10 protein-coding genes are annotated in these 15,428 nt (G+C 66.4%); all 10 read right to left on the bottom strand.

Annotation, left to right across the window (positions count from 1 at the left end; genetic code table 11):
• Positions 1-140: 140 nt before the first annotated feature.
• On the bottom strand, positions 141-461 hold the full coding sequence (gene trxA, locus ACQY46_RS05540; RefSeq protein WP_428699282.1) for a thioredoxin: 321 nt from the start codon (positions 459-461) through the stop codon (positions 141-143).
• A 90-nt stretch (positions 462-551) separates the two neighbouring features.
• Positions 552-4,049, bottom strand: coding sequence for a double-strand break repair helicase AddA (gene addA, locus ACQY46_RS05535; RefSeq protein WP_428699281.1), 3,498 nt, complete (start codon positions 4,047-4,049; stop codon positions 552-554).
• Positions 4,046-7,174, bottom strand: a complete 3,129-nt coding sequence (addB, locus tag ACQY46_RS05530; protein WP_428699280.1) for a double-strand break repair protein AddB — start codon at positions 7,172-7,174, stop codon at positions 4,046-4,048. The genes addA and addB overlap by 4 nt, the downstream gene beginning before the upstream one ends.
• Positions 7,175-7,200: 26 nt before the next feature.
• Positions 7,201-7,965, bottom strand: coding sequence for a nucleotidyltransferase family protein (locus ACQY46_RS05525; RefSeq protein WP_428699279.1), 765 nt, complete (start codon positions 7,963-7,965; stop codon positions 7,201-7,203).
• Between the two features lie 41 nt (positions 7,966-8,006).
• The gene (tsaE, locus tag ACQY46_RS05520; RefSeq protein WP_428699278.1) at positions 8,007-9,563 is read right to left on the bottom strand and encodes a tRNA (adenosine(37)-N6)-threonylcarbamoyltransferase complex ATPase subunit type 1 TsaE; all 1,557 of its coding nucleotides are present in this window, start codon (positions 9,561-9,563) and stop codon (positions 8,007-8,009) included.
• 11 nt (positions 9,564-9,574) lie between these two features.
• A complete protein-coding gene (locus ACQY46_RS05515; RefSeq protein ID WP_428699277.1) occupies positions 9,575-12,097 on the bottom strand; it encodes an ATP-binding protein in 2,523 nt (840 codons plus the stop codon).
• Positions 12,098-12,397: 300 nt separating this feature from the next.
• Positions 12,398-13,795 (bottom strand): adenosylhomocysteinase, encoded by a 1,398-nt coding sequence (gene ahcY / locus ACQY46_RS05510; RefSeq protein ID WP_428699276.1) that lies wholly within the window; start codon positions 13,793-13,795, stop codon positions 12,398-12,400.
• 210 nt (positions 13,796-14,005) lie between these two features.
• Positions 14,006-14,395, bottom strand: coding sequence for a VOC family protein (locus ACQY46_RS05505; RefSeq protein ID WP_428699275.1), 390 nt, complete (start codon positions 14,393-14,395; stop codon positions 14,006-14,008).
• Positions 14,396-14,594: 199 nt separating this feature from the next.
• Positions 14,595-14,885 (bottom strand): HPr family phosphocarrier protein, encoded by a 291-nt coding sequence (locus ACQY46_RS05500; protein WP_428699274.1) that lies wholly within the window; start codon positions 14,883-14,885, stop codon positions 14,595-14,597.
• Between the two features lie 2 nt (positions 14,886-14,887).
• The gene (locus ACQY46_RS05495) at positions 14,888-15,292 is read right to left on the bottom strand and encodes a PTS sugar transporter subunit IIA (RefSeq protein ID WP_428699273.1); all 405 of its coding nucleotides are present in this window, start codon (positions 15,290-15,292) and stop codon (positions 14,888-14,890) included.
• Positions 15,293-15,428: the final 136 nt, after the last annotated feature.

The raw sequence follows: 15,428 nt of genomic DNA, 5'->3' as shown, positions 1-15,428 counted from the left end.
GTCCCAGGTCGGGACCGGAGCGCTGTTGTGCACGACCTGCCACACTCAAGCAAGGATCGCGCGAATCGCACACAGCCGAAATGGGCAGCACACAACTCACGCGATTCGCCAATGTCGTACTGTCGTCCGTGCGAGCAGGCTCAGGACGCGGTCTTGATCCAGTCCGCGAGCTTGTTCTTGGGAGCGGCACCGATCTGCGTGGCAATCGGCTCGCCATCCTTGAACATGATGAGGGTCGGAATCGACCGCACACCGTATTTCATGGCAATGTTCTGGTTCTCGTCGATGTTGAGCTTGGTGATCTTCACCTGATCGCCCATCTCTTCGGAGATTTCCTCGAGGGCGGGTGCGATCATCTTGCACGGGCCGCACCATTCGGCCCAGAAATCGACGACAACGGTGCCCGACGCCTTGAGGACGTCGCTCTCGAAGCTTTCATCAGTCACGACTGCGGTGGCCATTTCATGCCCTTTCCAGATCGAGGATGCGGTGCATCCTTGCGTTGACCCGAACGTAGGAAGGCGACCCCTCCGCGTCAAGCAAGCGTTGCGTCACTCCGGCGCGAGACCGGTTGCCACCGCATCGAGTTCTTCCGCCGGGATCTCGACCAGCCGTGGCCCGGCCGTATAAACCAACGCGGCCCGGATCTCGCGGCCGGGAAAAATCTGCCCCAGAAGCACCCGGTAGACGGCAAGCTGCACCAGATAGGCCTCCCCTATCGCGCCCGCGTTGTCCGGAACCCTCCGATCGGTCTTGAAGTCCACGATCAGCACGGTTTGGGCATCGACACAGAGCCGGTCGATCTGGCCCGACACGTCGATCTCGCTGCCGTCCGCAGCGCGAACCCGCCCGACGACGGGCACTTCGGCGCGCGCATCCGCGGAGAAGATGCGGGCGAAACGCGGGTCGTCGAGGACAGACAGGGCCTCATCGGCGATCGCCTCCGCCTGGCTCCCGAACTCCGGCGAAAGGGCCATCTCCAGATAGCGCGCGGCCGCCTGACGGCGGGCGCCCGGGTCGAGATCGGGCAGCGTCTGCAGCAGGCGGTGCAAGTGGCGTCCGCGTTCCAACGCAAAATCGGGCGCTGCGCGAACCTCCGCCAGCCGGTCGAGGGCGGGAACCTCCGCGGGTCCTTCCTTCGCCTCCATCTCGTCGAAGGCCGAGGAGGGTCGCAACCGGCGCGGACGGGGCAGCGGACGCACCGGCTGCGTAAGCCAGGCCGGCGCCTCCCCTGCATCCGCATCTTCCACGCCGGCACTTGCCTGCCCCAGCAGCGGCGGCGGCGTCTCCACGCCCGGGCGCTGCCAGATGCGGCAAGGCTCTCCGGTCGCCGTCTCGCCATCGCGCGCGCCAGGGTCGAGGCCGCGCGTGATCAGGGCCTGCCAGCATCCGTCATCCTGGCTGCCCTTCGCCGGCGTCCATCCACAGACCACCAGCCGGTCCCGGGCGCGGGTCATCGCGACATAAAGAAGCCGTCGGTACTCCTCCTCCGCGGAGGTTCGCAGGGAGGCCAATGCCGTGTCGTGCCACCCGGTCCGTTCAATCTTGACCGGGTTCCAGACAAGTGCCGAGGGGCGCGTGCCGTCCTTCGACAGGGGGCGCTCCAGGAAAACCGGATCGTGATGGGCGCTGACGGGGGCGTTGCCACCATCAACCAGGATGACAAGCGGAGCCTCCAGCCCCTTGGCGCCATGCACGGTCATGATCCGGACGACGCCACGGGCATTGTTCAGCTCCCGCTTTACCTGCGTCGGGGCCGCCGCAAACCATGCAAGGAACCCTTCGAGGCCGGGCGTTCCGGTCTGTTCGAAGGCAAGTGTCAGCGCCAGGAACTCGTCAAGAACATCATCCACTTCCGTGCCCAGCCGGCGACGGAACGCCCGCCGCCCGCCATCGGCCCCGAGAAGGCGCGAGAAGAATTCGAAAGGCGGCATGAAGTCCGCACGCGACCGCCACGTCTCGATCCGGGCGCGCACAGCCTCAAGGGCAGGTTCATGCCCGGCCAGCCGGCGCAGGGACTGCCACAAGGTGCCCGAGCGCAGAGCCTCCCCGTCCGGACGGGCAAGGTGGAACAACTCATCCTCGCCCAACCCGAAAAGCGGGCTCTTGAGGACACAGGCCAGCGACAGGTCATCCTCGGGCAAGAGCAGGAACCGGCCGAGCGCGATCAGGTCCTCGATGGCGATATGCTCGTTGAGCACAAGGCGGTCGCTGCCGGCAACCGGCACGCCCGCCTGCTTGAGGGCCCGGGTCAGGGCATCGACGAACGGGCCGCGCTTGCGCACCAGCACCAGAACGTCTTCGGGGCTCGCCTCGCCGCGCTGCCACCACGCCCGTATCGTCGAGGCGAGACGTTTCGCGAGCCTGGGCATCGGACTGTCGGCGGCAATGTGGTCGACGGGAGCTGTCCAGTCGTCCGGCATCTCGTTCGCAACCGGCGCTTCCGGCGCCCAGATCTCCACCATGCCGGGATCGTTGCGCCGCACCGCCTCGTGCACCGGCGCAACAAGCTCCTGCGACAGGCCCTGATGGACATCCGGATCGGCGAAGACCGTGTCGACCGCGGAAAGGACATCGGGCCGGGAGCGGAAGGAAAGTGTCAGTTCGACACGCGAGAAATCCCTTTGCGAGACCCGCGCACGATTTTCGAAATAATGGCGCATTTCGGCGAAGTAGGCCGGCACGGCACCCTGAAACGAGTAGATCGACTGCTTTTCGTCCCCGACCGCGAACAGCGTTCGCGTCTTGCTGCTGGCGGAGGCGCCTGCGAAAAACTCCTCGGCCAGCGCCCGCACCACCTGCCATTGATGAGGGCTCGTGTCCTGCGCCTCGTCGACCAGGATGTGGTCCAGCCCCTGGTCCAGCTTGTACTGGACCCAAAGCGCGGCATCGGCCCGCGACAGCAAATTGGCCGTGCGCACGATCAGGTCCTCGAAGTCCATCAGGCCGCGGCGGGTCTTTTCCGCTTCATAGGCATCGAGCATCGCATCGGCCAGCCGAAGGGCAGCCTCGGTTCCCGCGAGCGCATAGGCGGCGTGGCGGCGCTCCAGCAACGCGACAAGCCGCTCCTGCTCGGCCTGAAGCCGCTCGACCACGGCGGGAAACGCTTCAACCACGGCCTTTCCGGCGAGCGACTTGGCCGGCTCCAGCTTCTGGGTCAGGAACACCGCGATCCACGCCGCCCGCCAGTCCTCGAGATTTCTGGCGGCAGCAGCCTCCCGCAGACGGTCGGCCCGCTTGATATCGTTGGCCCCGCCGGTCGCCAGCGCCTCGGCGAAGGCGAGCATCTCGCCTGCATCGATCAGCGCACCATCGCGAAGCTGCCGGTCGAGGTCCTCGAGCGTCTCGTCGGCGTCAAGGCCGAACACCTCGCGCAAGCCGGCAAGGGCCGCGTCCACGGACCCCGCCTCGCGCAGCCAGCGCCGCAGCGCGTCGCGGCGCGACACGAGCTCCGAGAGCGCCGCCTCCACGGTCTTGTCCGGCATCTCGGCGACCAGAAAGACAAGCGCCCGGCCAAGGCCGCTGTCGAGCGCGCGTTCGGCGGTTGTCAGGACCCGGGCCCGTGCGCTTGCCAGAAGTTCCGCCGACTGGCGATCGTCGAGCACCTGGAAGTGGCCGGCGACATTGGCCTCCAGCGGGAACTGATGCAGCAGAGCCTCGCAGAACGCGTGGATCGTCTGGATCTTCAGCCCGCCCGGGGTTTCAAGCGCGGTGGCGAACAGGTGGCGCGCCCGCGCCAGACGGGCGGGGTCGGGGCGACGCCCCTCGACATCCTTGATTTCGGCGGACAGCGCCTCGTCGTCCAATCCCGTCCAGGCACCGAGCGTCTCGTACACACGGTTGGCCATTTCGGATGCAGCGGCCTTGGTGAAGGTCAGGCAGAGGATGCGGGACGGCGCGGTTCCCGAGAGCAGCAGGCGAATGACACGCCTGGCCAGCACGAATGTCTTGCCGGAACCGGCATTAGCGCTGACCCAGGCCGAACGCGCAGGATCGGCGGCAAGCGCCTGACGCTCCCTGGTGGCGAGCGGGATCTCGAAGCCGCTCATTCCTCGCCACTCCCGTCAAGCGACCATTCCCGCACCCGCGCGAGGTGATCGTAGCTGCCGCCGAGCTCGGACTCTTTCCGCACTCGCGCCCTCGAAAGATATCCCTTTTCCGGATTTTCATAGCCGGCAAATAGAATTCGCGTGCGCGCCAGCGCCTCGGTTGCAAGTTCCTCGACCGACTGCTCTTTCGGCGCGCGCGGCTTCCATTCGAGCGGCGGCCGACCGCCGGAAAGGCGCAGATAGGCAATGTCCGAAACCGGTGCCTGCCGGTCGATGCCGGTGAACGCACCGCCGGCGATCATGGCCGCTTCAAGCGGCAGCTGCGGCGCGAGAAGCGAGGCGACCTCCTTGTCGCTCGGGGCCTGGCCCGTCTTGTAGTCGATGACGACGAGCGTGCCGTCCTTCAAGAGGTCGATGCGGTCGGCCCGCGCCGAAAGCGTCACGACACCCCCTGGCGAGAGATCAAGGTCGAGCGCTCCGCCGATTTCCAGGTGGCGCCCTGCAATATTCGCGGACACTCCCTGCTCGTGGCGAATGAACGCTTCGGCGATGCGCTCGAACCGCAGCCACCACACCGCGCGTACCGCCGGAAAGGCGTCGAGCGAGGCAAAGCGCCCGCGGCCGATCTCGATGAGCCGCACCAGCGCCGTGTCGTCGAGAGGACCGCTCCAGCCGCCGAGAAACTCGGCAAGACAATCGTGGATCAGGGTTCCCTTTTCCGCAGCGCCCGGATCGCCGCCGACCGGCTCCACCGGATCGAGCACCAGGATCTTGCGGGCGTAGAGTGCATACGGATCACGGATCAGCGTCTCGACCTCGGTGACCGAGATCCGGCGCGGACGCGCGGCAACCGGCGGCGAGGGCTGCGGACGCGGCGCGGGCTCCGGTTCGCCGGCGACCCGGTCGATCTGGTTGGCAAGCGCCAACAGCGCGACACCGCGCGCGCGCATCCCGGCGGACACCTCGCGCCCGATGAGCGTGGTCAGGCGCAGCAGCCAGCGCGAGGCGACCGTTGGCGCGCCGCCCGAACGTTCGGCCCGCGAAAGCACCACGTGGCGCGCGCCCAGAGCCTGGGTGAAGTCATGCGCCGCCGCACCGATGCGCCGCTCGGGCGGGTCCAGTCCCAGCCCGCCTTTCATCGGCCGGTTGAGCCAGGGATCGTTGCGTGTCGATTGCGGCCAGCTGCCCTCGTTGAGTGCCCCCAGGATCACCGTGTCGAAGGCTTGCAGGCGGGCCTCCATCGGACCGAATATCGCGATCCGCGGATCGCCAGGCAGGCGCCGCCGGATATTGATCCCGGAAACAAGCGCGACGAAGACGGCAGGCCAGTCCACCGGAGGCACCTGAAGGCCGGCCGGCGTCGCAGCCAGCATTTCGCTAAACGCGGCGGCCAATCCCTCTCCTGCTTCCCCGGAATAGAGTTCGCTGCTGTCGCCCTCCTCGTCGCAGGCAAGACGGCGAAGCACCTCCTCGAGGTCGGCGACCAGAACAGAGACATCGACCAGGTCGCGCATGCCGGTGTGACGCTCCAGCGGAGCGAGCGCATCCGCCAGCCGGTCGACGAGATCGGCGATATCGTCCCAGTCGTCGTCATGCAGAGCTTGCCATCGAGGCATGCGTCGCGGCTCGCGGCCTTCGGCCAGCCCGCGCGCCGCGGCAACTGCCTCGCGCAGGCCCGCCGTTCCGGCCCGCCCCCTGGGTCCGCGCAGCACGGCACGTTCGAGTGCACGCGCTGCCGCGCGAATATTTTTTGCCGGCAAACCAAGTCGTGCGAGCGGATGTTTCAGCAAGGCCAGCAAGGCCACCGGCTCCAGGCCGTCGAGCGCCAGCGAAGAGGCCAGGCGCGCCAGAACGCCGGGGGCCGTCTGGTCAAGCGGCCGCCCCGCGCTGTCGTCGGCCTGAAGTCCCCACCTGGTGAGTTCAACCGCTACCCGTCGGGCAAGCGTCCGATCAGGCGTCACCAGAGCCGCCGTTCTTCCGTCCTCGACGGCCTTCCGCAGACAGGTTGCCACCGCCAGTGCCTCGTCCGCCTCGTTGCGCGCAACAACCAGATCCACACCGGCGAAAGCCGCCTCGACCGCCTCGCGGGAGACCGCCCCCGCCACGTCAGGCCATGCATCCGTCGTCTCGGCCGGGCGCAACGCTTCGGCGACAAGCCGGTCCCGCAGCACGTCCTCGGCTTTGTCGGGGCACGCCAGGGCGAGAACGGCACCCCGCTCGACCCCAAGCGTTCCGACAAGCCTGGCCATGCCGTATTGCGGATGACTGGGGCTGCCCCTTGCTTCTTCGGCACCAACCAGCGCCGCCCAGGACCGTTCGTCCATCTCCCGGTCGAAGCCGGGCAGCACGACCGCACCTTTTTCCAGTTGCGAGATCGTGGCCAGCAGTTCCGCCGTGGCGGGAATCGAGCCCGTCGCCCCTGCGGCAATCACCGGACCGCGTGGAGGCGCATCGCGCAGCCGGCCGGCTTCGCGGCGGATCAGCGCCGACCGCCGGGCCTTCGGGTCCATCGCACCACGTTCGCCGAGATAGGCCGGCCAGTGCTCCATCGCGATCTTGAGAAAGTCGAGGGTGATCTGCCAGTAGCGGGCGTGGTCTTCGGGAACAAGGGTGGCAAGCCCCTGCCAGGAGACTTCCTCCGTCTCCATCTCGTCCATCAGCGCGACAAGGTCGCCGGCAAGCCAGGCCGCATCGGCTGCGGACGCAGGAGCGCGCAAAACCGCTCCCTCCGGGAGGTCCAGCACTTCCCGGCGCATCGCTCCTTCCCAGGCGCCGACCAGGCGCGTCATGGCGAAAAGCCGCTCCATCCCGGAAATCGCCTGGGGCAGTCCTTCCAGAGACGGACCGCCGGCGAGAAGCTGCAGATCCTCCTCCACGTCGCCGAGAGGCCGGATCGAAGGCATCAGGCTCGCCACTCCGCCAAGACGGTCGCGGATCAACGGCACAACGGCACGGGCAGCACGCCGGGTCGGCAGATAGAGCGTCACGTCCGCAAGGGCCAGAGGGTCGGAAGCCGGGTCGAACCCTTCAACCAGCCGCCCGTCGAACAGCGCCTCGACAAGCGCGGGCAGGAAGGGAACCGACGGCGGGATCGTGTAAACGCCGTCGCGACGCCGAGCTGTCATATGCCTCCCCTTTGGCGTCCGGTGCGTCAGGCGGCGCTGTCGCGGATCGCCTGTTCGGCTGCCTCGATCGCCTGCGGCGTGCCGACATGCAGCCACACGCCGTCCATCTTCGCACCGTAGAGCGTGCCCCGCCCGATCGCCACATCGAAGAGAAGATTGAGGGAAAAGGCCCCCGCCGGCGCCTCTTCAAAAAGCCGCGGATGCAATATCGCTGCCCCGGCATAGGCGAAAGGTGCGACCACGCGCTCGCCGCGCCGCTCCAGCCGTCCCTCCGGATCCATCGTGAAGTCGCCTTTTCCGTCGTAGCCGACCGCGCCGACGAGTTCCGACAGAAGCAGCAGCGCATCCATGCGCCGAGGATCCCAGGTCCGGGCAAGATGCTCGAGATTGGGCGTCACCCCCTCGATCCAGGTGCTGTCCGAGTTGAGCAGGTAGAAGGGGTCCTCGCCGATCAGCGGCAATGCCCGGACAATCCCGCCACCGGTTTCAAGCAACCCGTCGCGCTCGTCGGACACCAGCACCTTCGTGGGAGCCGGCCAGGTCCGCACATGCGCGTCGACCATGTCGGCGAGATAATGCACGTTGACCACGATCGTCTCGACCCCGGCAGGAACCAGCTTGTCATAAGCCCGGTCGATCAGGGTCCGGCCGGCAACGGGGATGAGCGGCTTCGGCACCGTCGCGGTGAGCGGCCGCATGCGATTGCCCAAACCCGCCGCGAGCACCATGGCGCAACGGGGGCGATGCGCCCCGCCTTCCGACCCGATCCCGTCATTGCCCGTGGCGTTCATCACCCGATCCCTGTCCTTTTTCCGAGGCGGCGAGCCTTGCGTCATTGCCCGTCACTGCTCCCGATACCCGCCTGTGTCCAGAACCAGTCCGCCAGTTCATGCAGATCGGGATGCGCCAGGGCCCGGGCAAGATAGTCGCGTACGCGCGGAATATGGACGAGATATGCGGGCTTGCCGTCGCGCACGGCCAGGCGCGTGAACACGCCCAGGATCTTGGTGGCGCGCTGCGCCGCCATGATCGCGTATTGGCGGCGGAACTCCGCTTCGTCGAAAGCGCTGTCCGCCTGGCGGCGCAAACCGACATAGCACGCGACAATATCGCGCTCCAATGCCACCGGAATATCGACCCGTGCATCCATGGCGAGAGAGGCAACGTCATAGGCGGCCGGGCCGATCATCGCGTCCTGCGTGTCGACCACGCCGAGCCGGGCAAGCCCGTCCTCCTCCTTCCGCCAGATCAGGTTGGGCGAGTGAAAATCGCGAAGCACCCAGTTGCGCGGGCCCGACGCCGCCTGTGCGAGAAGCGGCTGCCATGCCCGCAAGAAGGATTCTCTCGAGCCCGGCACCGCCGATCCGGCGAGATACCAGTCGAGAAACAGTTCGGCCTCAACCGTCAGGGCGCGGACATCGAACTCCGGCAGGACATATCCGGGACCGCCCGTCGCCGGCAGAGGCAGCACCGGTTCCGGTGGAGCCTGATGCAGGTGGGCAAGCAGGCCGGCGGCGGCCAGATAGAGCTCTGGAACCGGGGCTCCGTTCTCGACGATCGCGCCGCGGCCGAGATCCTCCTGCAGAACCAGACCCGCGGTGACATCGACAGCAAGCGTCCGGGGGGCTGCAAGACCTCGCGCCCGCAACGCCTCGGCCACGGCGACGACCGCATCGACGCCGTCGGCCAGATGCACAAGCTGGCGATAGCTGAGGCCATCGCTCAGGACCGGTTGCGCCGGGGGCGGCGCCGCGTTCATGAGGATCGCGCGGCGCGCTCCCGAACGCACGGTCTCGTAGCGGCGCGGGGAGGCATCTCCCTGGAAATAACGCCGCTGCGCATCGCTGAACCCGGCGCGCCCGATCAGTTCGCGAATCGCAAGCGTCCGCTCCACACGCGCGCGCCAAACGGGGTCGGAGGCAAGCAGGCCGGCGCGGCGCGCGGTGGCGGTTTTTCCTTCCTCGAACCTCACGACCAGACGGGCAGCGGGCAGGCGTGACGCGGCGCGCTCGGGCCATTCCACCAGGGCAGCACCCGTTTGAAGCACATCGTCGAGGCCCAGTTCGTCGAGTTCCTCTTCGTCCTCGAGCCGATAGAGATCGAGATGCGCGACGGGAAACCTGGTGAGCTGGTAGGACTGGACAAGGGTGAATGTCGGGCTTGGCACCTCGAGTGCCTCGTCGTCGGCCAGGGCGCGCAGGAGCGCACGGGCGAAGGTCGACTTGCCCGCGCCCAGACCGCCGACAAGGCAGACACAGTCACCCGGCCCCAGCAACATCGCGATGTCCTCGGCGAAGCGCGCGGTTGCCGCCTCGTCCACGAGCTCGATCGTGATCGGCAGCTCCTGGGGATCGTGTTCCGGCCCGGCCGGGCCGCCCTGCTCTCGCATCGCGGGATCAGCTATTCGGCGGCGTGTTTGAGGGCATCGGGAGCGCTGGGAAATCGGCAGACGACATACGTGCCGACCCCCTCTTCCGACTCGATCGAGACAGTGCCGCCATGCAGTTCGACGAAGCTCTTGACGATCGAAAGGCCAAGGCCGGCACCGCGCCGGCGCGATCCGGAATCGCGCCCCACGAACCGCGCGAAGACCTGGTCCAGCATGTCTTCCGGTATGCCACAGCCGTGGTCGCGAACGTGAAACTCGATGGCCTCGCCGGTGCGCAGGCAGCCGACATCTATCGCTCCGCCGACATCGGAGAAGCGCAAGGCGTTGGAAATGAGGTTGAACAGAACCTGACGCAGTCGCCGCTCGTCCGCCTGGATGACGCCCACGTCGTCGGCGACCGTCAGCTGCAGGGCAATCCCTGAATCCGAAAGGCGGTCCTTCAGCCCTTCGACGGCTGCCTGCACGGTCTTGGCGACATCGACGGAAGAGACATCAAGTTCCATGATGCCGGCGTCGATCGTGGCAAGATCGAGAATGTCGTTGATGATGGCGAGCAAGGCGGAGGAGGAGGACAGGATATAGTCCACATACTCGCCCTGTTTTGCCGTCAACGGACCGAACTTGGGATCCGACAGAAGCTGGGCAAAGCCGATGATGTTGGTGAGCGGCGAGCGCAACTCGTAGGAGACATGCTGGATGAAGGCGTTCTTCAGCTGGTCGGCCTGCTCCAGCGCCTCGTTCTTGTCGAGAAGCGCGCGCTCGACATTCACCGAGTCCGTGACATTGACGAAGGTCACCAGGGTTCCGCCATCCGGCAGAGGGACCGTCGCGTAATCGATCGCCTCGCCGCTGTCGCGCTCCATGCGCCCGGCCACCGGCTCCCTGTTGTCGGCAAGGCTGGTGACGGCCGTGACAAGTTGCTGCCACGTGGCGGCCTCGTCCGGCTCCAGCATCTCGCGGTCGACGATGCGGGTGATATGCGGACTGTCCCCGAGACGGTCGTCCGTGAGATCCCACATGATCTCGAAGGCCGGATTCCACAGGCGCAACCGGCCATCCGAGCCGAACACAGCCACGGCCTCGGACAGGTTGTCGAGCGTTTCGCCCTGGACGCGGATCAGCGAATTGTAGCGGCTCTCAAGATCGAGCCGCTCGGTGACGTTCTCGTAGATATAGGTGACGCCGCCCTGCGGATGCGGGTTGGCGATGACGCGCAGGGTGCGGCCGTCGGGCAGGTGCCACCAGAACTCACGCGCGTCGAGCGAGGTATAGGTTTCCAGCAGCTTGTTGCGCCAGCCGCGATAATCGGCCTGCTCGGGCAGCTTGCGCGCCGCGCGCAAGGCGTCCAGAAGGGCTCCGTCGGTGGGATTGCCTTCCAGAAACCCGGTGTCGAGATCCCACAAGCCACGGAAGGCGGCATTGTAGAACTGCAGACGCCGGTCCGCGCTGAAAATGGCAACGGCAGTGGCAAGCTGATCCAGCGTGCGGGCATGGAAGTCGATGGTGCGACCGAGTTCCTGGCGAACGTTTTCCAGCTCGCTGACATCAATGGCGATGCCTCCCGACCCGCTGTCGGCGGCAATCTGCGTCACGTCGAAGATGCGCCGCGCGCCGGCCGCCACCGCCGGCAGGCGCGCCCGCGACTGGCCCGCCTCGTCGCGGCCCCGCTCCATCTGGCCGCGCCCCTTGGCATCGAGGAACTCGGCCCTTGCCGCGATCGCCGCATCGCCGCTTTCGCTCTCCACGGCACGCGCATAGGCCGCATTGACCCAGACAAGGTTTCCAGCCTCGTCGCGCAGCCAGGCGGGCGCCGGCAACCCGTCAAGCAGGGCGCGCATCGTCTCCAACTCACTGAGCAAGGCTTCCGTGCGAACGGCGAGAAGTGCCTGCGACTTCTGCTCTCCTGTCAGGTCGCGCAGCCGCAGCACGGGCGCGCTCGCGGCAACCCGTCCGCGAATCTCGATCATGCCGCCTGAAAGAGTGGGCAAGGTAACCTGAAAGGCCTCGCCCTGCTCGCGCAGGCGCTCCACGGCGTGTTCAAGCGTGGTTGCGGAGCGGGCCTCGAGCCAGGTTCCGAAGGCGAGAAGGCGAGAAGGCGAACGCGGCACACCGGATGCCTCTTCAAGCATTCCGGCGACGAAGGGCTCGTCCTCCCCCGGCTGCCAGACCACGATGCGCTGGTCGTCGGATGCGACAAGGCTCTCCAGACGGTCGAGCCTTGCGGCCAGACGGGCATTCTTTTCCCGCGCGCTGGTCAGCGTTCCCGAGCTGGCCCGCATGTTGCGGATGAGGGTGACGGCAGCCGTGACGGCAAAGGTGACGGCTCCGCCAACCGCGGCCATCCAGACGACCTTCTCGGCCGTGAAGGGATTTGTGGAGAGCACGGGGACGACGGCACCGGCCTCCTGGGCCAGAGCGATGCCCGTCAGGGACAGCCAGGCGAGCGGCGCGGTCGACACGCGCAACAGCGCCTTGTGACTCTTGTCTCGCCATGCGGCATTCATGCGCGCATGTTCCAGGCCGTCCGCCGGCATCCGTTCGATCCTTTACGCCGCTTGGGGTCCGACACGGGACCCGGTGCCGCGAACTGACGCTCCCGGCACCCGGGCTACCGGTACGGGCACGCAACATCGCCCCGGCCCGACGGCCCTCATCACAGTTCTGCCTCACGAACCGCATGATTCGCAAAGACCATAACCCAAACGCGAATCGCGAAGAAGCGTACGTTACCGAAAAGTAAACGGGGGCCGTGTCATCCACAGCCCCCGTTCGGCAGTCCTGGCATGCCATCGGACCATGCGCGCGGCGGTGCCGCACACATGGTTCGGGCATGATCAGTAGCGGTAGTGCTCGGGCTTGTAGGGGCCCGTCGTCTCGACGCCGATATAGGCTGCCTGCTCCGTGCTCAGCTCGGTCAGCTCAACGCCCAGCTTGGCCAGATGCAGACGGGCAACGCGCTCGTCGAGATGCTTCGGCAGGACGTAGACGTCCTTCTGGTAGTGGTCAGGACGCGTCCACAGCTCGATCTGGGCCAGCACCTGGTTGGTGAAGCTGGCCGACATCACGAAGCTCGGATGGCCGGTGGCATTGCCGAGGTTGAGCAGGCGACCTTCCGACAGCAGGATCATGCGATTGCCATTCGGGAACTCGATCATGTCCACCTGGGGCTTGATGTTCGTCCACTTGAAGTTGCGCAGGGCCTCGACCTGGATCTCGTTGTCGAAGTGACCGATATTGCCGACGATCGCCATGTCCTTGAGCGAGCGCATGTGGTCGACGGTCACCACATCCTTGTTGCCCGTGGTGGTGATGACGATGTCGGCGGTCGGTGCCGCCTTCTCCAGCGTCACGACCTCGAAACCGTCCATCGCCGCCTGCAGGGCGCAGATCGGATCGACCTCGGTGACCTTGACGCGGGCGCCGGCGCCGCGCAGCGAAGCCGCGGACCCCTTGCCCACATCGCCATAGCCGCAGACGACGGCGGTCTTGCCGGCCATCATCACGTCGGTGCCACGGCGGATGCCGTCGACGAGGCTTTCCTTGCAGCCGTACTTGTTGTCGAACTTCGACTTGGTGACGCTGTCGTTGACGTTGATCGCCGGGAAGGGAAGTAGCCCCTTGGCCTTGAGCTGATAGAGACGGTTGACGCCCGTCGTTGTCTCCTCGGAGACGCCGCGGATCTCATCGCGCTGCTTGGTGAACCAGCCGGGGCTTGCAGCCATGCGCTTGCGGATCTGGGCGAAGAGAACGGTCTCCTCCTCCGAACCCGGCTTGGACAGAACGTCCTCGCCGGCTTCGGCGCGGGCGCCGAGCAGGATGTACATGGTGGCGTCGCCGCCATCATCGAGGATCATGTTGGCCGTACCTTCCGGGAAAAAGAAGATGCGGTCGCAATAGTCCCAGTACTCTTCCAGGGTCTCGCCCTTCTCGGCGAAGACCGGAACGCCGGCCGCGGCGATCGCCGAAGCGGCATGGTCCTGGGTGGAGAAGATGTTGCAGGATGCCCAGCGCACGTCGGCACCGAGCGCGACCAGCGTCTCGATGAGCACGGCCGTCTGGATGGTCATGTGCAGGGAACCGGCGATACGCGCGCCCTTCAGCGGCTTCTTTTCACCGAACTCCTCGCGGCAGGCCATCAGGCCCGGCATCTCGGTTTCGGCGATATCGATCTCCTTGCGGCCATAGTCGGCCAGAGAGATATCCTTGACGTAGTAATCTGTTGCCGTGCTCATCGGTATGGTCCGCTCACTTCGGTTGGAATTCGTTACTCGGCTTGCAGGCGCGCGCCGCAATACCGCAGCGCGCCGCCATCTCGGCGCTCGACGCCAGACTTGAAAAGCCTCGACGCAGGCAATGTCGCGTGTCCGGCGCGATGCGCCAGCATTCGTGTCCGGGTTATAGGCCGAGCAGCGATACAAAGCAATAAGGATATAAAGATTTCTTTATGTCCGACCGGAAGCCGGTGCCGCCACATCGATCCGGTTGCCATCGGGGTCGGCGAAGACGAAGGCACGCAGGCCGTATTCGTGATCCCGCAAGCCCTTGACGATGCGCATGCCCGACCGCCGACACGTCTCGTGCATCGCATCGACGTCGCCGACGATCATATGCATTACGTTGAAGGGTGCCGGGCGGTGATCCGGCTGAAGGGTGAGATGCAGTTCGGCGTCATCGCGACGCAGGATGACGAAACCGAGGGGCTCGCCGTTCTCGAAGACGCGGCGAAAGCCAAGGGCACCTTCGTAAAAGGCCAGGGCGGCCGCCATGTCGCGAACCGGAAGCGTGGGCGCAAGCCGGCCGAAGCGGAACGGGAGGATCTGTGAGAATGTCATACGGGCGCACCTGATCGGCCGGGTCGAGAGAGCAGGAAACGGTGTTCCGGCAAACTTGCTTCCGGCGGCAGCGCGGGCCGCATGTTCCCGGCCGGCGCTTGTGGATCTTCGAGACGGTGCCCGCAGCGCACACTATCAAGCCGCGCGGGGTGCGCAACCCTTGTCGGGGAGATCGGCCGGGAAGGACGGGAGGGCGACGTCAGTCCGTTTCGCCGAAGCCGTTTTCAACGAGTTCGGCGATCGCGACGAGGGCCGCCTCCGCCTCGGCACCGGAAGTGCTGACGCGGATCGAACAGCCGGGACTTGCCGCAAGCATCATCAGGCCCATGATCGAGGTTCCCCCGACCGACTGCCCGTCCTTCATCACGACCACATCCGCATCGAAGGTCTCGACAAGCTTCACGAGCTTGGCGGAAGCGCGGGCGTGGAGGCCGCGGCGATTGACGATGCGCAGGTCACGGGTGAGGCCGGTTGCGTCGATCTGGCTCATCTTCATCCCTGGCCGGAGAGCACCTGGCTTGCAACGGAGATGTATTTCTGGCCAGCCTTGCGCGCCTCGTCGACGGCCTCGGCGATCGCGCTTTCACCGCGCACGCTCGCCAGCTTGATCAGCATGGGGAGGTTTACCCCGGCAATCACCTCGATATTGGCGCCGTCCATGACGGAAATCGCCAGGTTCGACGGCGTTCCGCCGAACATGTCCGTCAGCAGAACGACGCCCGACCCGTCATTGACATCCTCGACAGCGGCAAGGATGTCCTGCCGTCGCTGCTCCATGTCGTCGTCGGGGCCGATGCAGATCGTGCCGATCCGCTCCTGCGGCCCGACCACATGCTCCAGCGCCGATTTGAATTCTTCCGCCAACCGTCCGTGCGTGACGAGTACGAGACCTATCATGCCCTGTCCGTCATTTGTCCGTCCGTTCGAGCAATGCCCGGAAACCTGCACCCGCCGTCAGGCAGAGCGGCATCCTGTCGAGACCCAAGCGATCCGCGGGCCCTCGCACGGCGGTATGTACCCTGCCCGGGCAGGT

Source organism: Stappia sp. (genome assembly GCF_965276915.1).
GTDB lineage: Bacteria > Pseudomonadota > Alphaproteobacteria > Rhizobiales > Stappiaceae > Stappia.
The sequence above is the reverse complement of the archived record's forward strand: the minus strand, read 5'-3'. Positions and strand labels throughout refer to the sequence as shown.

Coding starts and splice junctions, on each gene's coding strand:
- tsaE (WP_428699278.1), bottom strand. CDS start 9,563: ATGCGAGAGCAGGGCGGCCCGGCCGGGCCGGAACACGATCCCCAGGAG.
- addB (WP_428699280.1), bottom strand. CDS start 7,174: ATGACAGCTCGGCGTCGCGACGGCGTTTACACGATCCCGCCGTCGGTT.
- trxA (WP_428699282.1), bottom strand. CDS start 461: ATGGCCACCGCAGTCGTGACTGATGAAAGCTTCGAGAGCGACGTCCTC.
- ACQY46_RS05495 (WP_428699273.1), bottom strand. CDS start 15,292: ATGATAGGTCTCGTACTCGTCACGCACGGACGGTTGGCGGAAGAATTC.
- ACQY46_RS05515 (WP_428699277.1), bottom strand. CDS start 12,097: ATGCCGGCGGACGGCCTGGAACATGCGCGCATGAATGCCGCATGGCGA.
- ahcY (WP_428699276.1), bottom strand. CDS start 13,795: ATGAGCACGGCAACAGATTACTACGTCAAGGATATCTCTCTGGCCGAC.
- ACQY46_RS05505 (WP_428699275.1), bottom strand. CDS start 14,395: ATGACATTCTCACAGATCCTCCCGTTCCGCTTCGGCCGGCTTGCGCCC.
- ACQY46_RS05500 (WP_428699274.1), bottom strand. CDS start 14,885: ATGAGCCAGATCGACGCAACCGGCCTCACCCGTGACCTGCGCATCGTC.
- ACQY46_RS05525 (WP_428699279.1), bottom strand. CDS start 7,965: ATGAACGCCACGGGCAATGACGGGATCGGGTCGGAAGGCGGGGCGCAT.
- addA (WP_428699281.1), bottom strand. CDS start 4,049: ATGAGCGGCTTCGAGATCCCGCTCGCCACCAGGGAGCGTCAGGCGCTT.